Source organism: Streptomyces griseochromogenes (genome assembly GCF_001542625.1).
GTDB classification, from domain to species: domain Bacteria; phylum Actinomycetota; class Actinomycetes; order Streptomycetales; family Streptomycetaceae; genus Streptomyces; species Streptomyces griseochromogenes.
Genome location: NZ_CP016279.1, coordinates 8,120,436 through 8,140,646, shown reverse-complemented (window position 1 = coordinate 8,140,646; position 20,211 = coordinate 8,120,436). Strand labels below are relative to the sequence as shown.

The window sequence follows — 20,211 nt, the reverse complement described above, 5'->3', positions numbered from 1 at the left end:
GGGGGCGAGGTTCACCCGTCCCCTGCGGAAAGGCATCATGAAGCCCGTGCCCCACGCGACATCGCTTCGCCGCGCGCCCGTCCAACGACGCAGTGCCGAACGGCTGACCAGGATCCTCGACGCCTGCGCCGACCTCCTCGACGAGGTCGGCTACGACGCCCTGAGCACCCGGGCGGTCGCCCTGCGCGCCGAGGTGCCCATCGGATCGGTCTACCGCTTCTTCGGCAACAAGCGGCAGATGGCCGACGCCCTCGCCCAGCGCAACCTGGAGCGGTACACCGAGCGCGTCAACGAGCGGCTGAAGCGGGCACGGCAGGGAGACTGGCGGGCCGCCATGGACGCCGTACTGGACGAGTACCTGAGCATGAAGCGCACCGCGCCCGGCTTCTCGCTCGTGGACTTCGGCAACCAGATCCCGGTCGGCGTCCGGCACGGCGAGCCCAACACCCGGGTCGCCGATCGCCTCACCGGCCTGCTCTCCGGCTACCTCGGGCGCACCCCCGACGAGGAGCTGCGGCGCGTCTTCCTCGTCGCCGTGGAGAGCGCGGACACCCTGGTGCAACTGGCCTTCCGGGTCGATCCCCAGGGGGACGAGGCGATCATCCACGAGACGCGGGAGCTGCTGCGCGCCTATCTGGGGCGCGTGCTCGACTGAGCCTTCCCGAGGCTTCGCAAAGGCCGCAAGGGGCTCCCCTCCATGCCTACCGGTCGGTATGCTCGGCTCCGAGCTCGCCCGTGCCCGCGCGGCACCGCCGCCGACCCTCCGGGAGGACCCGTGTCCCGCACCGCTCTGCGCGTCTGCCCCCTGTGCGAGGCCACCTGCGGGCTGACCCTCACCATCGAGGGCACCCGTGTCACCGGCGCCCGCGGTGACCGGGAGGACGTCTTCAGCCAGGGCTTCATCTGCCCCAAGGGCGCCTCCTTCGGCGCCGTCGACGGCGACCCCGACCGGCTGCGCACCCCGCTCGTCCGCGAGGACGGCGCCCTGCGCGAGGCCACCTGGGAGGAGGCCTTCGACGCGGTCGCCGCGGGCCTGCGCCCGGTCGTCGAGCGGTACGGCGCCGACTCCCTCGGTATCGTCCTCGGCAACCCCAACGTGCACACCATGGCCGGCGCGCTCTACCCGCCGGTGCTGCTCGCCGCGCTGCGCACCCGCAGCCTGTTCACGGCCTCCACGGTCGACCAGATGCCCAAGCACGTCTCCAGCGGGCTGCTGTTCGGGGACGCCAACGCCATCCCGGTGCCGGACCTCGACCACACCGGCCATCTGCTGCTGATCGGCGCCAACCCGCTCGAGTCCAACGGCAGTCTGTGCACCGCCCCCGACTTCCCCGGCAAGCTCAAGGCCCTCAAGGCCCGCGGCGGCCGGCTCACCGTCGTCGACCCGCGCCGCACCCGGACCGCGAAGCTCGCCGACCGGCACCTCGCCATCCGCCCCGGCACCGACGCCCTGCTGCTCGCCGCGATGGCCACCGTGCTGTTCGAGGAGGACCTGACCGGGCTAGGGGATCTCGCCCCGCACGTCCAAGGCGTCCAGGAAGTGCGGGAGGCCCTGCGGGAGTTCACCCCCGAGGCCGTCGCCGGAGCCTGTGACGTCGACGCGGCCCTCATCCGCACCCTCGCCCGCGAACTCGCCGCCGCACCCGCCGCCGCCGTCTACGCCCGCATCGGCAGCTGCACCGTCCCGCACGGCACCCTGGCGAGCTGGCTGGTCGACGTCCTCAACGTCCTCACCGGCAATCTGGACCGGCCGGGCGGCGCCCTGTTCCCGCAGGCCGCCACCGACAGGACACCCCGCCCGGCGGGCCCCGGCCGCGGCTTCGCGCTCGGCCGCTGGCACTCCCGCGTACGTCAGCACCCCGAGGCCAAGGGAGAGTTGCCGCTCTCCACGCTCGCCGAGGAGATCGACACCGCCACCGCGGAGGGCGAATCCGTCCGGGCGCTGATCGTGGTCGCGGCCAACCCGGTGCTGTCCGCCCCCGACGGAGCGCGTCTGGACAAGGCCCTGGACGCCCTGGACTTCATGGTCAGCGTCGACCCCTATCTCAACGAGACCTCGCGCCACGCCGACGTCGTGCTGCCGCCGCCCCCGCCCTCGCAGAGCCCGCACCACGACTTCGCCTTCAACACCCTGGCCGTGCGCAACCAGGTCCGTTACAGCCGCCCCGCCGTCCCCCTCGAACCCGGTCGCATGGCCGAGACCGAGATCCTCGCCCGGCTGATCCTCGCCGCCACCGGGATGCACGGTGCCGACCCGGCCGCCGTGGACACGATGGTCATCGACCAGACCCTCGGCAAGGCCGTCCAGGAGCCGCACTCCCCGGTGTACGGCCGTGACCCGCGGGAACTCGCCGGACAGCTCACCGGGGAGACCGGCCCCGAGCGCCGGCTCGACCTGATGCTGCGCCTCGGCCCCTACGGCGACGGCTTCGGCGTACGGCCCGAGGGGCTCACCCTGGACCGGCTGCTCGCCCACCCGCACGGCATCGACCTCGGCCCGCTGCGCCCCCGCCTGCCGCAGCCGCTGAAGACCGTGAGCGGCAAGGTCGAGCTGCTGCCCGAGCCGATCGTCGGCGATCTGCCCCGGCTGCGCGAGGCCCTGGGTGAACGTCCGGCCGGGCTCGTCCTCGTCGGCCGCCGCCATCTGCGCTCCAACAACAGCTGGATGCACAACGTGCCCGCCCTCACCGGCGGCTCCAACCGCTGCACCCTGCACATCCACCCCGAGGACGCGGAGCGCCTGGGCGTGCGGGACGGGGCCGACGTACGCGTGACGGGGGCCGGGGGAGAAGTGGTCGCTCCCGCCGAGGTCACGAACGGCGTCCGGCCGGGAGTGGTGAGCCTCCCGCACGGCTGGGGCCACGACCGCCCCGGGACCCGTATGAGCCATGCGGTCCGGGAGCCCGGTGTCAACGTCAACCAGCTCCTCGACGGCAGCCTGCTCGACCCGCTGTCGGGCAACGCGGTCCTCAACGGCGTTCCCGTCGAACTCACCGCAACCCTGTGACCTGGAGTATTCACGGCGACGGCTCGACCACCTTCATGATCACCGTCTCGGCGATGTACCCGCTGTACAAGCGCCTGAAGAAGCCGACGATCCCGGCGCTCGTGCGGGGCGGTCCGAGGGGGCCGAACGGGTGGCCCGGGCACGGCGGAGAGGCTCGGCGTTGCGCCGCACGAGGGATATCTGACGGCGCGTCCGGCGTTGATGCCACAGCTCGTGGAGTGGATGGGTGAGAGTCCCCAACGAAAGGTCGATTTGTATGAAAATCGTCTAATACGGAGGAGCCTGTATGTCGACCCAGACACTTCCACGGACCTTCTCCCGCGCGGGTGCCGTCGTCGCCTTCACCGCCTTCGCCGCTGCCGGCGCGTCATGGGTGGCGGCGCCCCCGGCGGCTGCCCAGGGGGAAAACGGCGACATCAGGGTTCACCGCGTGGGCGTGCCCTTCGGTGTCTCGAAGGACGACCCGGTGGCGTGCAGGTTCTACCTCGACGCCGTCAACTTCGACATCCTCCCCAACATCGCCTACATCATCCAGGCGCAGCCCCCGCTGCCCACCACGGCCACCGTGACCGGCATCATCCAGCTGACCGGCGGCGCCGGACATACCGATGTGCTGGGTCTGGCCGACGGGCAGTACAAGCTCACCTGGGTCACGGCGGGTGCCCCCAAGGAGAAGGTCTTCCGCATCAACTGCCACGACGGCAAACAGGACGGGGCGCAGGGTCCGGGGCAGATCGAGGACCACCAGCCGGACCACCAGCAGGACCCGCAGGGCGACCACCGCGACGACGACCACCGCGACGACTCGGGCTGGGGTCAGGGCGGCGACCGCGACGACGGCCCGAAGGGCGGAGTGCACGCGGGCGGCGGCGGCATGGTCGACACCACGGAGGGGTTCTCGCCGGTGGCCGCCGCGGCGGCGGTCGGCCTGGTCTCGGTCTGCTGCGCGGTGTACGTCCGGCTGATCCGCCGCCGGCCGCATGGCGCCGCGTAGGCGCGGACGCAGGCCGTGGCACCGGACCCGCGCCTACCGCCTCATCAGGTCGGCCCTGCTCATCGCCGTCCTGGTGACGGTGGGCGTCCGGTGCGGGGGAGACGACGGGCCGGTCCGGGCGGGCCGGGAGGGGCCGGGCCTGGCAGGCCAGGCGCCCCCGCCCCGCCCGCTGTCCCGGTCCCGCCCGACCTCCCTGCGCATCCCGTCGCTGGGCGTCGACGCGCCCGTCATCGGCGTAGGGCTGGACCGGGACCGGCAGTTGGAGACACCGCCGGTCGACGGGCCGAAGGCGGTCGGCTGGTACCGGGGCGGTCCCACGCCGGGGGAGTCCGGCACCGCCGTCGCCGTCGGCCACCGCGACACCAGCACCGGCCCCGCCGTGTTCTCCGCGCTCGCTCTGGTGAAGCCCGGCAAGCCGATCGAGGCGAGGCGCGCGGACGGCCGCACCGCCGTCTACACCGTGGACCGGGTGAAGGTCTACGACAAGGTCGGCTTTCCCGACGACGAGGTGTACGGGCGCACCGGGCGCCCGGAGCTGCGCGTGCTGACCTGCGGCGGCCTGTTCAGCCGGCGCACCGGCTACACGAGCAACGTGGTGGTCTTCGCCCATCTGTCCGCGACCCGCTGACCGTGCCGGCCGGCCGCGGAAGCGGGCCGGCGGTGGTCCCGGAGCATCCGTCGGGACGGGAAGCGGGCGCCTCGCCACCCGACCTGGACGAGTGACGTCCATGAGGAACTCCCGCACACAGGCGTCGACTTCGCTACAGATGCGTACATGAACGTGCATCTCACCCGAAGCCGGGCCGTCCTCGCGGCGGTCGGGCTCCTCCTGGCCCTCGCCGCTCCGACCGCCTACGCGGCACTCGACGGTGCCGATCCCGTCGTACCGGAGCGCGGCGCGCCGTACGTCGAGACCCAGCTCTTCTTCGGCACCGAACGCCCCGACGGCGGCCCCGCCGTCACCGACGAGCAGTTCATGGCCTTCGTCGACCACGAGGTCACGCCCGATTTCCCGAACGGATTGACCGTGCAGAACGGGCGCGGCCAGTGGCGGGACGCGCGCGGCAGGATCGAGAAGGAGCGGTCGTACGAGCTGATCCTGCTGTACCCGGTGGGGGACGCCGTCGGGAGCGACCGGAAGATCGAGGAGATCCGCACGGCGTACGAGAAGGCTTTCGGCCAGGAGTCCGTGGGGAGGGTGGACGACCGGGCACGGGCCGACTTCTGATGTCATGAGGCGTCTGGTGCACGAAAACTAACGCCGCTAGTTTGTGAACCGGACGACGACACGGCACCGCCCGGAAGGAAGCAGCATGAAGGCACACGACGGCCTGTACATCGACGGCGCCTGGCGCCCCGCCGAGAGCCGGGACGTGATCGAGGTCGTGAACCCCGCCGACGAGCAGGTCATCGGCAAGGTCCCGGCCGGCGGCGCCCTGGATGTCGACACCGCCGTACGTGCCGCGCGCGCCGCGCTCCCGGGCTGGGCCGCCACACCCCCGGCCGAGCGGGCCGCCCGGCTCGCCGCCCTGCGGGACGTCATGACGGCCCGCAAGGACGAGATCGCCGAGACGGTCACCGCCGAACTGGGCGCACCGCCGCAGTTCTCGCAGACCGTGCACGCGGGCGTGCCGATCGCGGTCGCGGACTCCTACGCCGAGCTCGCCGCCACCCACTCCTTCGAGGAGAAGGTCGGCAACTCGACCGTCCTGCACGAGCCGATCGGCGTCGTCGGCGCGATCACCCCCTGGAACTACCCGCTGCACCAGATCGTCGCCAAGGTGGCCCCGGCGCTCGCCGCGGGCTGCACGATCGTCCTCAAGCCCGCCGAGGACACCCCGCTCACCGCCCAGCTCTTCGCCGAGGCGGTGCACGAGGCGGGTGTCCCGGCGGGTGTGTTCAACCTCGTCACCGGCCTCGGCCCGGTCGCGGGGCAGGCCCTCGCCGAGCACCCGGGTGTCGATCTGGTCTCCTTCACCGGTTCCACGGCGGTCGGCCGGCAGATCGGCGCGGTGGCCGGCGCGGCCGTCAAGAAGGTCGCCCTCGAACTCGGCGGCAAGTCCGCCAACGTCATCCTGCCGAGCGCCGACCTCGCCAAGGCCGTGAGCGTCGGCGTCGCCAACGTCATGTCCAACTCCGGCCAGACGTGCAGCGCCTGGACCCGCATGCTGGTCCACCGCGACCAGTACGACGAGGCGGTCGAACTGGCCGGGGCCGCGGCCGCCAAGTACGGCGACCGCATCGGCCCGGTCGTCAGCGCCAAGCAGCAGGCACGGGTGCGCGGCTACATCGAGAAGGGCATCGCCGAGGGCGCCCGCCTGGTCGCCGGCGTCCCCGAATCCCCCCGGGAGCGGGGCTGCTTCGTCAGCCCGACCGTCTTCGCCGACGTCACCCCGGAGATGACCGTCGCCCAGGAGGAGATCTTCGGCCCGGTCCTCACGATCCTGCGCTACGAGGACGAGGAGGACGCCCTGCGCATCGCCAACGGCACGGTGTACGGCCTCGCGGGCGCCGTGTGGGCCGCCGACGAGGCCGAGGCCGTCGCCTTCGCCCGCCGCATGGACACCGGCCAGGTCGACATCAACGGCGGCCGGTTCAACCCCCTCGCCCCCTTCGGCGGCTACAAGCAGTCCGGGGTCGGCCGGGAACTGGGCGGGCACGGACTCGCCGAGTACCTCCAGACCAAGTCCCTCCAGTTCTAAGGAAGTCCGAGAGTCATGGCCGTACGAGCCGCCGTTCTGCCCGCCATAGGCGCCCCCCTGGAGATCACCGACATCGAGCTGCCGGACCCGGGCCCCGGACAGGTCCGCGTCCGCCTCGCCGCCGCCGGTGTCTGCCACTCCGACCTGTCCCTGTCCAACGGCACCATGCGGGTGCCGGTCCCGGCGGTCCTCGGTCACGAGGGAGCCGGCACCGTCGTGGCCGTGGGCGAGGGAGTCACCCATGTCTCGCCCGGTGACCCCGTGGTCCTCAACTGGGCCCCCTCCTGCGGCACCTGCCACGCCTGCGCGCTCGGCGAGGTCTGGCTGTGCGCCAACGCGATGAACGGCGCCGCAGACGTCTACGCCCGCACCACCGACGGCACCGACCTCCACCCCGGCCTGAACGTCGCCGCGTTCGCCGAGGAGACGGTGGTCTCCGCGTCCTGCGTGCTGCCCCTGCCGGAGGGCGTCCCGCTCACCGACGCGGCCCTCCTCGGCTGCGCCGTCCTCACCGGCTACGGCGCCGTCCACCACTCGGCACGGGTCCAGCCCGGCGAGACGGTCGCGGTGTTCGGCGTCGGCGGAGTCGGCCTGGCCGCCCTCCAGTCGGCCCGGATCGCGGGCGCGTCCCGCATCATCGCGGTGGACGTCTCCCCCGGGAAGGAGGAGCTGGCCCGGGCGGCGGGCGCCACCGACTACGTCCTCGCCTCCGACGCCACCGCGCGCGAGATCCGCGCCCTCACCGACAAGCAGGGCGTCGACGTCTCCGTGGAGTGCGTGGGCCGCGCGGTCAGCATCCGCGCCGCCTGGGATGTCACCCGCCGGGGCGGCCGTACCACCGTCGTCGGCATCGGCGGCAAGGACCAGGAGGTCACCTTCAACGCCCTGGAGATCTTCCACTGGGGCCGCACCCTGTCCGGCTGCGTCTACGGCAACACCGACCCGGCCCGCGATCTGCCGCTGCTCGCCGGGCATGTACGGGCGGGCCGCCTGGACCTCTCGGCGCTGGTCACCGAGCGGATCGCCCTGGAGGGCATCCCGGCGGCCTTCGACAACATGCTCGCGGGCAAGGGCGGCCGGGCGCTCGTGGTGTTCTGAGGTTCAGCCGACCTTCTCGGGTCGCGGCTCCCCGGCCGCGACCCGCCGCGTCCGCCCGCGCGCCCGGGACCGCGACACCGCGACGCCCGCGAGGCACAGCACCCCGCCCGCCAGCGTGAGCGGCCCCGGCACCTCCCCGAGCGCCAGCCACGACATCAGCACGACCAGGGCCGGAACGGCGTACGTCGTCGCGCCCATCCGGCTGGCGGTGGTCCGGGCGAGGGCGTAGGCCCAGGTGGTGAAGGCGAGCGCGGTCGGAAAGATCCCGAGATACACCATGTCGAGGGTGGCCGAGGCAGGCGCATGGGCCGCTTGCCCCACCAACTGCCCGGCGAACGGCAGGCACACCACCGCACCGACGAGACACCCGAACGTCGTCACCTGCAGAGCGCTCGCCCGGCCGAGAGCGGGCTTCTGCGCGACGACCCCGAAGGCGTACCCCACGGCCGCCAGCAGACACAGCACCACACCGAGCACCGAGGAACCGCCCCCGGCCGACATCGAAAGACCCACGGTCACGGCACCGGCGAACGACACGGCCATGCCCGCCAGCAGCCGGGGCGGCATCGGGTCACCGAGCAGGCGGGCGCCGAGCAGGGCTATCAGGAGCGGGCCGACGTTCACGACGAGGGCCGCGGTGCCGGCGTCCACCTGCTGCTCGCCCCAGTTCAGGGCGACCATGTAGAACCCGAACCACAACACCCCGGACAGGCCGATGCCCCGCCAGGCGGACCTCGGCGGCCACCCTTCCCGCCGTACGACGCAGATGATCCCCAGGGCCACGCTCCCGGAGAGCAGCCGCCCGAGCGCCAGCGCGCCCGGCGAGTAGGCGTCCCCGGCACTACGGATCGCCACGAAGGCGGAGGCCCACAGCACGACGGTGACGACCGCTGCGACGGCGGGGAGGAGGTGGTGGCGTGGCGTGGCGTTCATCATGCTCCTGAGGCTAGGTATGGGCCGGCAGGCGGACCGGCGGAAATCGGACGGGGTTCACGGGTAGGCCTTCAAGGCACTGGGGGAGGCACGACTGCCCGCAGCTGTGCGCCCCGAAGGGGCTCGGGGCTGTACCGATATGCGGCTCCGCCGCGTGGGCGCGACCGGCCAAGAACGAACCGCACCCGGCACACCACAGAGCCGCCCCGCCCCGTAGCCCTCAGCACACCGATCCCGCCTCGATGCCCAGCAACTCGAACAGCACCCGCCCGCCCGACGGCGTCACCTTCACCGCCCGCTCGGAACCGATCCGCACGCACCACCCGGCATCCAGCGCATGCCGGCACAGCGCGGCCCCCGCCGCACCCGCGAGATGCGGCCGCCGCTCGGTCCAGTCGAGGCAGGCTCGGGCGAGCGGGCGCCGCCCCTGACGGTCGAGAGGAATGCCCACCGTGGCGAACCACTCCAGCCCCGCGTCCGTGAGCGCGAACCCGGTGTCCTGCCGAAGGAGTCCCCGCTCGGTCAGCGCGTCCGTGACCGCGATGCCGAGCCGGCCGGCCAGATGGTCGTAGCAGGTACGCCCCCGGGCCATCGCGGAGCCCGCGCTCGACTCCCGCAGAGTGCGCGGCCGTTGCCGCACCGCCGGCACCTGCGCGGCGAGATCCTCGACGAGCTGTGCCACCTGGGCGTCGGCCAGCCTGACGTACCGGTGCCTGCCCTGCCGTTCCTCCGCGAGCAGCCCACCGGCCACCAGCTTGCCCAGGTGCTCGCTCAGCGTGGACGCGGCGACCCCGGCGTGCCGGGCCAGCTCACCCGCCGTCCAGGCCCGCCCGTCCAGCAGGGCCAGCAGACACGCGGCCCGGGTCTCGTCGGCGACCAGCGAGGCGAGCGAGGCCAGGTCGGCGGCCTGGGAGCCGTGGGCGGTCCGGGAGTCCTTCGTGGTCATGCACCCAGCATGGGGCACCGACACTTCGGCGCCGGCCGAAGTGTCCTCACACGCTCTGGCGCACCTGCTCGTACTGCTGGGCCAGTCCGTCCAGCAGTGCCGCGAGCCCGGCCTCGAAGGCCCGCTCGTCGATCTTCTCCTGCTGCTCGGCGAGCAGGTGGGCCTGGCCGAGGTGGGGATAGTCGGCGGGGTCGTACGCGCTCGCGTCGTCCACGAAGCCTCCGGCGAAGGAGCCGAGCGCGGAGCCCATGATGAAGTAGCGCATCAGCGCGCCGATGGAGGTCGCCTGGGCCGGCGGCCAGCCCGCGTCGACCATCGCGCCGTAGACCGCGTCGGCGAGGCGGAGCGCGGCGGGGCGGCGCCCCGGCCCCCGGGCCAGGACCGGGACGATGTTCGGGTGGTCGCGCAGGGCCGCCCGGTAGGAGACGGCCCAGTCGTGCAGCGCGGTCCGCCAGTGCCGGCGGTCCTCGAACATCGACAGGTCCACCAGGGCGCTCACCGAGTCCGCGACCGCCTCCAGGATCTCGTCCTTGGTGCGGAAGTGGTTGTACAGCGAGGGCCCGCTCACCCCCAGCTCGGCGGCGAGCCGCCGGGTGGAGACGGCCGCCAGGCCCTCCGCGTCCACGAGTTCCCGGGCCGTCTCGACGATCCGGTCGGTGCTGAGAAGGGGCTTGCGCGGTCGGGCCATGGCGCACATAGTAGGGCTGTTCCCTGGAAACTAGCAGTGCTAATTTAAATGTATAGTTTTCAAGATTCCGTCTGTGTGGGGTGATCGCGTGGTGAACCTGGAGCTGAGCGAGGAGCAGGCCGCCGTACGGCAGCTCGCCCGGGACTTCGTGGAGCGCGAGATCGCCCCGCACGTGGTCGCCTGGGACCGGGCCGAGGAGGTCGACCGCGGCATCGTGAAGAAGCTCGGCGAGGTCGGCTTCCTCGGGCTGACCGTCGACGAGGAGTACGGCGGCTCGGGCGGCGATCATCTCGCGTACTGCCTGGTCACCGAGGAGCTGGGGCGCGGTGACTCCTCGGTCCGCGGGATCGTCTCCGTCTCCCTGGGCCTGGTCGCCAAGTCGATCGCGGCGTGGGGGAGCGAGGAGCAGAAGCGGCGCTGGCTGCCGGGGCTGACAGCGGGCGAGTGCGTCGGCTGCTTCGGCCTCACCGAGCCCGGCACCGGTTCCGACGCGGGCAGCCTCACCACCCGCGCGGTGCGCGACGGCGGCGACTACGTCCTCAACGGCACCAAGATGTTCATCACCAACGGCACCTGGGCCGACGTCGTCCTCCTCTTCGCCCGCTCCACCGACGCCCCCGGCCACAAGGGTGTCTCGGCCTTCCTCGTCCCCACCGCCACGCCCGGGCTGACCCGCCGCACCATCCACGGCAAGCTCGGCCTGCGCGGCCAGGCCACCGCCGAACTGGTCCTCGAGGACGTCCGGGTGCCCGCCTCGGCGATGATCGGCGAGGAGGGCAAGGGCTTCTCCGTCGCCATGTCGGCCCTGGCCAAGGGACGGATGTCGGTGGCCGCCGGCTGCGTCGGGATAGCCCAGGCCGCGCTGGACGCGGCCGTGAAGTACGCGGGCGAGCGCGAGCAGTTCGGCAAGCCCATCGCCCGCCATCAGCTGGTGCAGGAGCTGATCAGCGACATCGCCGTCGACGTGGACGCGGCCCGGCTGCTCACCTGGCGGGTGGCCGACCTGATCGACCGCGGCCGGCCGTTCGCCGTGGAGTCCTCCAAGGCCAAGCTGTTCGCCTCCGAGACCGCCGTGCGCGCCGCCGGCAACGCCCTGCAGGTCTTCGGCGGCTACGGCTACATCGACGAGTACCCGGTCGGCAAACTCCTGCGCGACGCCCGCGTGATGACGCTCTACGAGGGCACCAGCCAGATCCAGAAGCTGCTCATCGGCCGGGCACTGACCGGCGTCTCCGCTTTCTGAGTATCCGCCTGAGTATCTCGGCGGATGTGGCGTGGGCCACGTCCGCCGATGCTGGCTCCCATGAGTGACACACCGGTCAAGCAGCAGAGCACGGCCGCGTTCTACGGCCAGGCCGTCGCATCCTTCTCGGTCGCCATGGCCGCCACCGCCGTCGGTATCTACCAGCTCAACGCCAACGCCTGGGTGCGCGGCTTCCTGGCGATCGCCGTCCTGTACCTCGTCACCTCCGCCTTCACCCTCGCCAAGGTGATCCGGGACCGCCAGGAGGCCGGGCAGATCGTCAGCCGGGTCGACCAGGCCCGTCTGGACAAGCTGCTCGCCGAGCACGACCCCTTCGAGAAGCTCTGAGGTGCTGTGAGAAGCTCTAGGGGCTCTGGGCGTCACACTAAGCGAGCGCTCACTTTCGGCGGTATGGTGTACCTCCTGTGACCGGAAGGGGCGAGCGAGCGATGAGTACGGCGGAGGAGACGGCCGGCGGCGAGGTCGAGCCGTGGGAAGAGGTCACCCCTGACGCGGCCCGGCGGCTGCTCATCGCCGCCGTGGAGGCCTTCGCCGAGCGCGGCTACCACGCGACGACGACACGCGACATCGCGGGCCGCGCCGGCATGAGCCCGGCCGCTCTCTACATCCACTACAAGACCAAGGAAGAGCTGCTCCACCGGATCAGCCGGATCGGCCACGACAGGGCCCTGGACATCCTGCGGACGGCGGCCGGGCGCGAGGGGAGCGCCGCGGAGCGGCTGTCCGACGCCGTCAGCTCCTTCGTCCGCTGGCACGCCGGGCGGCGCACCACGGCGCGGGTCGTGCAGTACGAACTCGACGCGCTCGGGCCCGAGGCCCGGGCCGAGATCGTCGCGCTGCGCCGCCAGGTCGACGCCGAGGTGCGCGGGATCGTCGAGGACGGAGTGGCCTCGGGCGAGTTCGACGTGCTGGACGTGCACGGCACCACGCTCGCCGTGCTGTCGCTGTGCATCGACGTGGCGCGCTGGTTCACCGTGGACGGGCCGCGCACCCCCGAGGAGGTCGGCGCGCTCTACGCCGACCTCGTGCTGCGGATGGTGGGCGCCAAGTAGGGCGCGCCGCGCTCAGAGGTAGTAGCGGGACACCGACTCCGCGACGCAGACCGGCTTGTCGCCGCCCTCGCGCTCCACGGTGAAGGCGACGCTCACCTGGACGCCGCCCTTGACGTCCTCGACACCGGTGATCGTCGCGGTGGCGCGCAGCCGGGAGCCCACCGGGACGGGTGAGGGGAAACGCACCTTGTTCGTCCCGTAGTTGACGCCCATCGTCACGCCCTCGACCTTGATGAGCTGCGGTCCGAAGAGCGGAAGCAGCGAGAGGGTCAGATAGCCGTGGGCGATGGTGGTCTTGAACGGCCCCGCGGCGGCCTTCTCCGGGTCCACATGGATCCACTGGTGATCGCCGGTGGCCTCCGCGAACAGGTCGATCCGCTTCTGGTCGATCTCCAGCCAGTCGGTGTGGCCCAGTTGCTCGCCCACGGCGGCCTTCAGCTCGTCGGGGGAGGTGAAGGTCCTCGGTTCTGCCATGTTCCCGGCCTCTCGCTCGTAGGTCTAAGCAACTGCTTAGCATGGTCGGGTGAGGGGCGCCTGTCAACGATTCGTCCTCCGAGGCGTGTGGGTAGTCTCTGAGGGGTGCCCCAGATTCCCGAGAAGATCCATGAGCTGACCGTCGGCCAGTTGTCCGCGCGCAGCGGTGCCGCCGTCTCCGCCCTGCACTTCTACGAGTCCAAGGGCCTGATCACCAGCCGCCGCACCTCCGGAAACCAGCGCCGCTACACCCGCGACACGCTGCGCCGGGTCGCCTTCGTGCGCGCGGCCCAGCGGGTCGGCATCCCCCTCGCCACGATCCGCGAGGCCCTGGCCCAGCTCCCCGAGGAACGCACCCCGACCCATGAGGACTGGGCCCGGCTTTCGGAGGCCTGGCGCTCCGAACTCGACGAGCGCATCAAGCAGCTGAACCGACTGCGGGACCACCTCACGGACTGCATCGGGTGCGGGTGTCTGTCCTTGGACACGTGTGTTCTGTCCAACCCGGACGATGTGTTCGGCGAGCGGAGGGTGGGCTCGCGCCTCCTGGCCGAGGGGCGGTAGGGGCGGCTCGGCGGCAACCCGCCGGCGCCCCCCACCCCCCGCCCGGCCGCGGCACCGGGCAACCGGAGACCTACTCGTACTCGGTGCCGCCCTTGCGCGTCAGATACGCGGGACTCACCGCCTTGGCGATCGCCCGCCCCCCGGTCACCGCGCTGTACCGCTCCACGGCAGGCCGTATCACCACGCCCTCCCGCAGATGCAGCTCCCGCCCGGACACCGTCTCCCGCCCGCTCGCGAACTCCAGCACCCGCTCGATGTCGTACGGCCCCGAGTACAGCCGTGGCACCACGGGCAACTCACCCTCGAGCAACTCGGCGGAGTCCAGCCAGCACAGCGCCCCGTCGATCTCCGCCGACACGTCGAACGCCGTGTACCCGAGCGTCTCCCGCCGCCCGTCGGCCCCGTACGTGAGGTCCTGCACCCCGGCGCCGTACACCTCCCCGAAGATGCCGACCCGCGCGGCGCCCAGCCGCTCGCAGAGCCGCGCCGCCGTCTCGGCGACGCCGTGTCCTCGTATCGCCCGCCAGTAGAGGTTGCGCGGGTCCTCCTTCAGGGCCAGGGACTTCGCCCCGAAGCCCTTGGAGGACACGTACACCCGGTCCTCGTCGGCGACATACGTCAGCAGACACGCCGAGCCGTGCAGCTTCTCGGTGAGGACGACCGGCTCGCCCGGGGCGAAGATGTCCGGGTAGCGCTGGATGTTCTCGATGTCGACCCATGGCAGCAGGCCGGGAGCGGACTCCACCTCTCCGCTCATGGTCGGCGGGATCGGCGGCACCCACTTGGTGATGCCCAGCCGCTCGGCGAAGTCGGTGCCCTCGGCGGCGGCCCGCGCCAGATCGACGTCCGCGAGCGCAGTGGGCCGGCACACGATGCCCTGCGACAGCTCGCCCCGCAGCCGGACCGCCCTGACCCGGTTGGACTCGCCGCCCGCCAGCCGCCCGGTCAGGCCCAGCTCCTCGATCAGCCCGGACGGGAGCACGGACTGTTCGGGGATGTAGAGGGCGGCGTCGCCGGTGCGGTAGGCGCCCTTGGCGACGACGGCTCGGTACAGGCCCACCTGGGCCAGTTCGAGCGCGTCGGCGTTCGGATGCTCGTGGACGGTCAGCACTTCGGCGGTGACGCGCAGCGTCGACATCTGGGGACTCCTCGGTTCCTCAGTTCGGTTTCATCGGCACCCACTGTCCGCATGGGAAAGGGGTGGAGCGACCGGATTAGGGCCTGCTAGCGTCATGCTCTTCGGCCGGCGGCGACGCCCGGCACGGAGTACCGAACGGGGCCGAACTCCCATGCCCACACCCGCCCTTGCCGCCGCCCTCGCGGACATCGACACCGTCTTCAACGGGTTCGCCAGCCCCGCCGAGACCGGCTGCGAGCGCTGCTTCGCACCGGAGGAGACGGCCCTTCTGCGGACTCCGTACACCAGGCTCCCGACCGGTCTGCTGCGCCGCTTCGTCTACAAGGTCCCCGACCACTTCGAGGACCACGCCGCCGTGATGCGACGCCTGCTGCCGCAGTGCGCCCACGCCTTGGCCGACGGCAGCATGGACGGCATCCGCTTCAACGGCCGTCACGGACTGAGCCGGGTGGACTGGCGTGCCTGGCCCACCGAGCAGGCATCGGCCGTCGAGGCGTTCGTGCTCGCCTGGTGGTGCGACGTGCTCACCACCCCCGACCCGCCCTTTCCGGTGGAGGACGTGTTCGAGACCTGCGCCTCGATCCTGCGCACGATGACCCCACTGCTCGACCGGTGGGAGCCGCATCCGGTCGCCGACACCCATCTCGTCGGCTGCGCGGGCTCATGGCTCTACGACCTGATCGACGACTCCTGGCCGTTCACCTGGTGGATCCGGGACGACGAGGCCGTAGGCGTCGCCGAACTGCGGTCCTGGCTCGCCCGGCACGCCTCGGACCGGCTGCGCGCCCAGGGCGAGGCCGACCTGGCGATCCGGGCCCGGCTGGTCGGCCTGCCCTACGAGGACCGCTGGAACGACCCGTACTGGACCAGGCCCTCCGCCACCAACTGAGCGTTGGACAAGGCCCGTTCGCCGTCCGGCAGGAACAGCGTGTCCTCCAGGCCTGTGCGGGTGGCCAGGCCCAGTCGTCCGGCCAGCCGCAGCACCGGCCAGGTGCCGCCCTCCTCGCCGTGCAGCAGGACCGGACGGCCGTGCGCGTCCCCCAGGGCGGCCAGCAGATCGTGTGCCGTGGCCCGCGCGGTCGCCGGGTCCGGGTCGGTCACCTCCGCGAGCACCCGCAGTACCCTCGGGCCGAGCGGCGAGGCCGCGAACCGGGCCGCCCCGTCCGTGCCGGACCAGATGCCCGCCTCCACGCCGATGCCCATGGTGAGAAGCTGCTCGGCGACCTCCTCGGCGCCCGGCTCATGCCAGTTGACCGAGGCGAAGTCGGGCAGCACCGACCAGCAGCCGACGCGTGCGCACCGGGCCGCGGGGTCGGGCGCGGCCCAGGCTCCCGTCGTCACGCCGACCGGCACCCGCACCCGGCCGCGTATCGCGTCGATCGTCGCCTCGACCACGCGCGGGGACAGACTGTCGCGCCCGCACGGCGTCTTGGGGTGGACATGAACCGCCGTGGCTCCGGCCGCGACGGCCTCGGCCGCGGACCGCGCCAGTTCCTCCGGGGACAACGGCACGCACGCGCCATCGGCGGCCGAGCGGCGTCCGTTGAGACACACCTGCATCATGCTCCGATGGTGCCGGACGGCACTGACAACGGTCCCGGGCCGCGTCTCGCACCCCCGGGCGGCGCGTCGCGGCAAGGGGTGCGGCATCCCCCAGCGCACCCCCCGGTTCCTCCCCCCTCGCCGATCAGGCCGACATCAGCAAGCGTCCCCGCCTGGCATGGGCCAGTGCATGGGGCGTGAGCACGGGCCGGGGCACGAGGATCCCGCAGTCCGCGCAGACCGGACCGGACGACGGCTCGTGGTCCAGGCCGTACTTCCACACGAGGCGCTCGCCGCCGCACACCGGGCAGACCGAGCCCGGTTCACGGTTCAGCGCGGCGATGAGCCGGCGCAGCACCTCGGCCAGGGGCTCGTCGGGGTGGACCCGCGGATCGTCGCACCAGGCGACCCCGAACCCGCCCCAGGTCAGCCGGTGCCAGTCGTCCACGCTGCCCGGCCGGCGCAGCCCGTCGTGCTTCTCCTTCTTGCGGCGCTCGGCGAACTCGGCCTCATAGCCGAGCCAGACCGCCCGCGCCGCCTCCAGCTCCTCCAGCGCGGCCACGAGCCGCGCCGGGTCGGGGGACCGGTCCTCCGGACCGAAACCGGCCCGGGAACACAGGTGGTCCCAGGTCGCCCGGTGCCCGTAGGGAGCGAACCGCTCCAGGCACTTGCGCAGTGAGTAGCGTCGCAGTGCCAGATCACACCGTGGATCGCGCACCTGTCTCGCCAGACTTCGGAATCCGGCCATCGCCTTGCACCTCCGTCATTCCTGCGTCCGCTTCCGTCACTTCGACGTCGCCGTACGAGTTCCGCGCAACGCCGCCGAGTAGACGTATCGACACGCGAATCGGCTCCATCCGATTTCCGATGCCCTCCCATAAGGCGCCCCGGGTTGACCGCCGGGCACCGACTGCAGTGACTCTAGAAGGTGACGCATGTTCATCTTCAATCCCGGGGATACCGGCGGTAACATCCGGCCAACCCCCGTCGGGAGGAGCTGCCATGCCACGGCGCACCCCACGCAACGTGCTGTTCGACAAACTGAGAACTCCTCGCAAGCGCACCGGGTTCCTGAAAGCGGCATCCGTCTGCGTTCTGATCGCCGGTCTGCTCTCCCCGCTCACCCAGGCGGCGGCGGCTCAGAACGCCACGGCCTCGAACGACTACTGCGGCGGCCAGTGCTCGGACATCCTGCCGCCCGGCGAGAACGGCAACGCGACCCTCGCCCAGATCCTGCTCAACCAGGCCTTCGGAACCCAGCCCGCACACGCCGAGGACCAGCTCGGCCCATACGCCGACCTGGCGACGGGCTACTCGGGCCTCACCGATGCGAAGATCAACAACTTCTTCGACGACGCCTCGTTCGGCGTCCCTTCCGACCAGGTGGCCTCCACCGAGAAGCCGGCCGGGCGCGGTGACGTGACCATCGTCCGGGACAAGAAGTCCGGTGTGCCGCACATCACAGGCACCACCCGGTACGGCACCGAGTTCGGCGCGGGGTACGCGGCGGCCGAGGACCGCCTGTGGCTGATGGACGTCTTCCGGCATGTCGGCCGTGGCCAGCTGACCGCCTTCGCCGGCGGCGCGCCTGCCAACCAGGGCCTTGAGCAGGAGTTCTACCGCAACGCGCCGTACACCGAGGCCGACCTGCAGGCACAGATCGACAACGCCGTCGCCAAGAACGGCGCCCGCGGCCAGCAGGCCCTCACCGACGCGGGCGCCTACCTCGACGGCATCAACTCCTACATCGACGCCTCCGACAGCGGCCGTTACTTCCCCGGCGAGTACGACCTGACCGGCCACAAGGACGCGGTCACCAACGCCGGCACCATCGACCATTTCAAGATCACCGACCTCGTGGCACTGGCCTCGGTCATCGGCTCGCTGTTCGGCTCCGGCGGGGGCGGCGAGGTCGACAACGCCCTCTCGCTGATCGCGGCCCAGTCCAAGTACGGCGTGGAGCAGGGCACCAAGGTCTGGGAGTCCTTCCGCGAGCGCAACGACGCCGAGGCCGCCCTGACCGTCCACAACGGCGAGAGCTTCCCCTACGCCTCCAGGCCCGACGACCCCAAGGGCGAGGCCATGCCCGACGCCGGCTCGGTGGCCCAGGAGCCGCTCGTCTACGACCGCACAGGCAGCGCCGCCACCGCCGGCGCCAGGAGCACCTCCGCCGCGGCCGCCAAGACCACGCTCGGCTCCGCGAAGCGCGGCATGTCCAACGCCCTCGTCGTCAGCGGCAAGTACACCGCCGGCGGTCACCCCATCGCCGTCTTCGGACCGCAGACCGGCTACTTCGCCCCGCAGCTGCTCATGCTCCAGGAGATACAGGGCCCCGGCATCAGCGCCCGCGGCGCCTCCTTCGCCGGCCTGAGCATGTATGTCGAACTGGGCCGCGGCCAGGACTACTCCTGGAGCGCGACCACCTCGGGCCAGGACATCATCGACACCTACGCCGTCGAGCTGTGCCAGGACGACTACCACTACCTGTACCACGGCACCTGTACCGCCATGGACAAGGTCGAGCAGAAGAACGCCTGGAAGCCGACCCTGGCCGACGGCACGGCCGCGGGGTCGTACACCATGCGCGTGTGGCGCACGAAGTACGGGCCCGTCGAGTACCGGGCCACCGTCGGCGGCAAGAAGGTCGCCTACACCAGCCTGCGCTCCTCCTATCTGCACGAGGCCGACTCGATCATCGGCTTCCAGATGCTGAACGACCCCGGCTACGTCAAGGGCCCGAAGGACTTCCAGAGCGCGGCCCAGCACATCAACTACACCTTCAACTGGTTCTACGCCGACTCCCAGCACACCGCGTACTACAACAGCGGTGACAACCCGGTCCGGGCCGCCGGCGTCGACGCGGAGTTCCCGGTGTGGGCGCAGCCGGCGTACGAGTGGAAGAACTGGGACCCGGCCACCAACACGGCCGACTACACCCCGGCCTCCGCGCACCCCAACTCGGTCGACCAGGACTACTACATCTCCTGGAACAACAAGCAGGCCAAGGACTACACGACCGCGTCCTGGGGCGACGGGTCCGTGCACCGCGGCAACCTCCTCGACGACCGGGTGAAGAAGCTGGTCGCGGCCGGCGGGGTGACCCGTACGAAACTGGCGCAGGCCATGGCGGACGCGGCCCTCGCCGACCTGCGCGCCGAGGACGTGCTGCCCAAACTGCTGAAGGTGATCAACTCCTCGGCGGTGAGCGACCCCACGGCCGCCGACGCCGTGAACAAGCTCCAGGCGTGGGTGACCGCGGGCGCCAAGCGCACGCAGACCTCGGCCGGTTCGAAGACGTACGCCGACGCCGACGCGATCCGCATCCTGGACGCCTGGTGGCCCCTTCTGGTGAAGGCCGAGTTCGAACCCGGTCTGGGCAGCGATCTGTACACCGCGTTCACCGCCGACCTGCCCGTGGACGAGGCACCGTCCGCCGGACACGGCCCGACCGGCTCGCACGCCGGAAGCTCCTTCCAGTACGGCTGGTGGAGCTATGTCGACAAGGACATCCGGGCGGTTCTCGGCGAGTCCGTGCAGGGCGGGCTCGCGCAGAAGTACTGCGGCGGCGGCAGCCTCGGCGCCTGCCGGGACGCCTTGATCAGCACCCTGAAGCAGGCGGCCGGCCTGACCGCCGCCCAGGTCTACCCCGGCGACGATCTGTGCTCCGCCGGCGACCAGTGGTGCGCCGACTCGATCAACCAGCGCACCCTGGGCGGCATCAAGCACGGCAAGATCGGCTGGCAGAACCGGCCGACCTTCCAGCAGGTCGTGGAGTACACCTCGCACCGGTGACGTCCGAACGGCGGCGG

20 protein-coding genes are annotated in these 20,211 nt (G+C 71.8%); 13 read left to right on the top strand and 7 right to left on the bottom strand.

All coding sequences use genetic code 11. The features are described 5' to 3' along the window. Positions 1–37 precede the first annotated feature (37 nt). The 7 genes from AVL59_RS35250 to AVL59_RS35220 all read left to right on the top strand — a co-directional run bounded on the left by AVL59_RS35250 (position 38) and on the right by AVL59_RS35220 (position 7,801). Positions 38–655: a TetR/AcrR family transcriptional regulator gene (locus AVL59_RS35250; RefSeq protein ID WP_067312845.1), complete on the top strand. Its 618-nt coding sequence runs from the start codon at positions 38–40 to the stop codon at positions 653–655. Between the two features lie 120 nt (positions 656–775). Continuing rightward, a complete protein-coding gene (locus tag AVL59_RS35245) occupies positions 776–3,007 on the top strand; it encodes a molybdopterin oxidoreductase family protein (protein WP_067312843.1) in 2,232 nt (743 codons plus the stop codon). A 286-nt stretch (positions 3,008–3,293) separates the two neighbouring features. Then, a complete protein-coding gene (locus AVL59_RS35240; protein WP_067312841.1) occupies positions 3,294–4,001 on the top strand; it encodes a hypothetical protein in 708 nt (235 codons plus the stop codon). Continuing rightward, a complete protein-coding gene (locus AVL59_RS35235) occupies positions 3,988–4,629 on the top strand; it encodes a class F sortase (RefSeq protein WP_067312840.1) in 642 nt (213 codons plus the stop codon). Before AVL59_RS35240 ends, AVL59_RS35235 begins: the two co-directional genes overlap by 14 nt. A 147-nt stretch (positions 4,630–4,776) precedes the next feature. Continuing rightward, positions 4,777–5,229: a DUF3574 domain-containing protein gene (locus AVL59_RS35230; RefSeq protein WP_067312838.1), complete on the top strand. Its 453-nt coding sequence runs from the start codon at positions 4,777–4,779 to the stop codon at positions 5,227–5,229. Positions 5,230–5,314: 85 nt separating this feature from the next. Then, complete coding sequence (locus AVL59_RS35225) at positions 5,315–6,703, top strand: aldehyde dehydrogenase family protein (protein WP_067312836.1); 1,389 nt, start codon at positions 5,315–5,317, stop codon at positions 6,701–6,703. A 15-nt stretch (positions 6,704–6,718) separates the two neighbouring features. Then, entirely contained in the window at positions 6,719–7,801 is a 1,083-nt protein-coding gene (locus AVL59_RS35220) for a Zn-dependent alcohol dehydrogenase (protein WP_067312834.1), read from the top strand. A gap of 3 nt (positions 7,802–7,804) precedes the next feature. Here AVL59_RS35220 and AVL59_RS35215 read toward each other — a convergent pair whose 3' ends face one another. From AVL59_RS35215 to AVL59_RS35205, 3 genes are all read right to left on the bottom strand, one after another. After that, the gene (locus AVL59_RS35215) at positions 7,805–8,737 is read right to left on the bottom strand and encodes a DMT family transporter (protein WP_099053173.1); all 933 of its coding nucleotides are present in this window, start codon (positions 8,735–8,737) and stop codon (positions 7,805–7,807) included. A gap of 217 nt (positions 8,738–8,954) precedes the next feature. After that, positions 8,955–9,680, bottom strand: coding sequence for an ArsR/SmtB family transcription factor (locus AVL59_RS35210; protein WP_067312831.1), 726 nt, complete (start codon positions 9,678–9,680; stop codon positions 8,955–8,957). A 46-nt stretch (positions 9,681–9,726) separates the two neighbouring features. After that, on the bottom strand, positions 9,727–10,368 hold the full coding sequence (locus AVL59_RS35205; RefSeq protein WP_067312829.1) for a TetR/AcrR family transcriptional regulator: 642 nt from the start codon (positions 10,366–10,368) through the stop codon (positions 9,727–9,729). Positions 10,369–10,459: 91 nt separating this feature from the next. On the opposite strand from AVL59_RS35205, the gene AVL59_RS35200 reads away from it, so the two are divergent. The 3 genes from AVL59_RS35200 (at position 10,460) to AVL59_RS35190 (ending at position 12,684) form a co-directional block, all read left to right on the top strand. Beyond that, positions 10,460–11,611, top strand: coding sequence for an acyl-CoA dehydrogenase family protein (locus AVL59_RS35200; protein WP_067312828.1), 1,152 nt, complete (start codon positions 10,460–10,462; stop codon positions 11,609–11,611). Positions 11,612–11,671: 60 nt separating this feature from the next. Beyond that, positions 11,672–11,959, top strand: a complete 288-nt coding sequence (locus tag AVL59_RS35195; protein ID WP_067318121.1) for a YiaA/YiaB family inner membrane protein — start codon at positions 11,672–11,674, stop codon at positions 11,957–11,959. A gap of 101 nt (positions 11,960–12,060) precedes the next feature. Beyond that, positions 12,061–12,684: a TetR/AcrR family transcriptional regulator gene (locus tag AVL59_RS35190; protein ID WP_067312826.1), complete on the top strand. Its 624-nt coding sequence runs from the start codon at positions 12,061–12,063 to the stop codon at positions 12,682–12,684. Positions 12,685–12,696: 12 nt separating this feature from the next. Here the strand turns inward: AVL59_RS35190 and AVL59_RS35185 are convergent, their stop codons facing one another. Continuing rightward, a complete protein-coding gene (locus tag AVL59_RS35185; protein WP_067312824.1) occupies positions 12,697–13,158 on the bottom strand; it encodes a MaoC family dehydratase in 462 nt (153 codons plus the stop codon). Positions 13,159–13,263: 105 nt separating this feature from the next. On the opposite strand from AVL59_RS35185, the gene soxR reads away from it, so the two are divergent. Continuing rightward, positions 13,264–13,722: a redox-sensitive transcriptional activator SoxR gene (gene soxR / locus AVL59_RS35180; protein WP_067312823.1), complete on the top strand. Its 459-nt coding sequence runs from the start codon at positions 13,264–13,266 to the stop codon at positions 13,720–13,722. A 70-nt stretch (positions 13,723–13,792) separates the two neighbouring features. On the opposite strand, the gene AVL59_RS35175 is transcribed toward soxR, so the two are convergent. Beyond that, positions 13,793–14,860 carry an RNA ligase (ATP) gene (locus tag AVL59_RS35175; RefSeq protein WP_067312821.1) on the bottom strand — a complete coding sequence of 356 codons (1,068 nt, stop codon included), beginning with the start codon at positions 14,858–14,860 and terminating at the stop codon, positions 13,793–13,795. A gap of 151 nt (positions 14,861–15,011) precedes the next feature. Here AVL59_RS35175 and AVL59_RS35170 point away from each other — a divergent pair, with 151 nt between their 5' ends. Next, positions 15,012–15,749, top strand: coding sequence for a hypothetical protein (locus tag AVL59_RS35170; protein WP_067312819.1), 738 nt, complete (start codon positions 15,012–15,014; stop codon positions 15,747–15,749). Here AVL59_RS35170 and AVL59_RS35165 read toward each other — a convergent pair. Together AVL59_RS35165 and AVL59_RS35160 are read right to left on the bottom strand one after the other, a co-directional pair. Then, positions 15,695–16,423 (bottom strand): 3-keto-5-aminohexanoate cleavage protein, encoded by a 729-nt coding sequence (locus tag AVL59_RS35165; protein WP_067312817.1) that lies wholly within the window; start codon positions 16,421–16,423, stop codon positions 15,695–15,697. The two genes, AVL59_RS35170 and AVL59_RS35165, sit on opposite strands and share 55 nt — an antisense overlap. A 124-nt stretch (positions 16,424–16,547) precedes the next feature. Continuing rightward, positions 16,548–17,150: a hypothetical protein gene (locus AVL59_RS35160; protein WP_067312815.1), complete on the bottom strand. Its 603-nt coding sequence runs from the start codon at positions 17,148–17,150 to the stop codon at positions 16,548–16,550. 254 nt (positions 17,151–17,404) lie between these two features. Here AVL59_RS35160 and AVL59_RS35155 point away from each other — a divergent pair, with 254 nt between their 5' ends. Further along, a complete protein-coding gene (locus tag AVL59_RS35155) occupies positions 17,405–20,194 on the top strand; it encodes a penicillin acylase family protein (protein ID WP_067312813.1) in 2,790 nt (929 codons plus the stop codon). Positions 20,195–20,211 lie beyond the last annotated feature (17 nt).

Bases quoted from the DNA above. Each gene is read 5' to 3' on its own strand.
- AVL59_RS35190 (WP_067312826.1), top strand. From the start codon at position 12,061: ATGAGTACGGCGGAGGAGACGGCCGGCGGCGAGGTCGAGCCGTGGGAA.
- AVL59_RS35235 (WP_067312840.1), top strand. From the start codon at position 3,988: ATGGCGCCGCGTAGGCGCGGACGCAGGCCGTGGCACCGGACCCGCGCC.
- AVL59_RS35205 (WP_067312829.1), bottom strand. From the start codon at position 10,368: ATGGCCCGACCGCGCAAGCCCCTTCTCAGCACCGACCGGATCGTCGAG.
- AVL59_RS35225 (WP_067312836.1), top strand. From the start codon at position 5,315: ATGAAGGCACACGACGGCCTGTACATCGACGGCGCCTGGCGCCCCGCC.
- AVL59_RS35240 (WP_067312841.1), top strand. From the start codon at position 3,294: ATGTCGACCCAGACACTTCCACGGACCTTCTCCCGCGCGGGTGCCGTC.
- AVL59_RS35185 (WP_067312824.1), bottom strand. From the start codon at position 13,158: ATGGCAGAACCGAGGACCTTCACCTCCCCCGACGAGCTGAAGGCCGCC.
- AVL59_RS35175 (WP_067312821.1), bottom strand. From the start codon at position 14,860: ATGTCGACGCTGCGCGTCACCGCCGAAGTGCTGACCGTCCACGAGCAT.
- AVL59_RS35155 (WP_067312813.1), top strand. From the start codon at position 17,405: ATGCCACGGCGCACCCCACGCAACGTGCTGTTCGACAAACTGAGAACT.
- AVL59_RS35195 (WP_067318121.1), top strand. From the start codon at position 11,672: ATGAGTGACACACCGGTCAAGCAGCAGAGCACGGCCGCGTTCTACGGC.
- AVL59_RS35210 (WP_067312831.1), bottom strand. From the start codon at position 9,680: ATGACCACGAAGGACTCCCGGACCGCCCACGGCTCCCAGGCCGCCGAC.
- AVL59_RS35220 (WP_067312834.1), top strand. From the start codon at position 6,719: ATGGCCGTACGAGCCGCCGTTCTGCCCGCCATAGGCGCCCCCCTGGAG.
- AVL59_RS35160 (WP_067312815.1), bottom strand. From the start codon at position 17,150: ATGGCCGGATTCCGAAGTCTGGCGAGACAGGTGCGCGATCCACGGTGT.
- AVL59_RS35250 (WP_067312845.1), top strand. From the start codon at position 38: ATGAAGCCCGTGCCCCACGCGACATCGCTTCGCCGCGCGCCCGTCCAA.
- AVL59_RS35170 (WP_067312819.1), top strand. From the start codon at position 15,012: ATGCCCACACCCGCCCTTGCCGCCGCCCTCGCGGACATCGACACCGTC.
- AVL59_RS35215 (WP_099053173.1), bottom strand. From the start codon at position 8,737: ATGATGAACGCCACGCCACGCCACCACCTCCTCCCCGCCGTCGCAGCG.
- AVL59_RS35165 (WP_067312817.1), bottom strand. From the start codon at position 16,423: ATGATGCAGGTGTGTCTCAACGGACGCCGCTCGGCCGCCGATGGCGCG.
- AVL59_RS35230 (WP_067312838.1), top strand. From the start codon at position 4,777: ATGAACGTGCATCTCACCCGAAGCCGGGCCGTCCTCGCGGCGGTCGGG.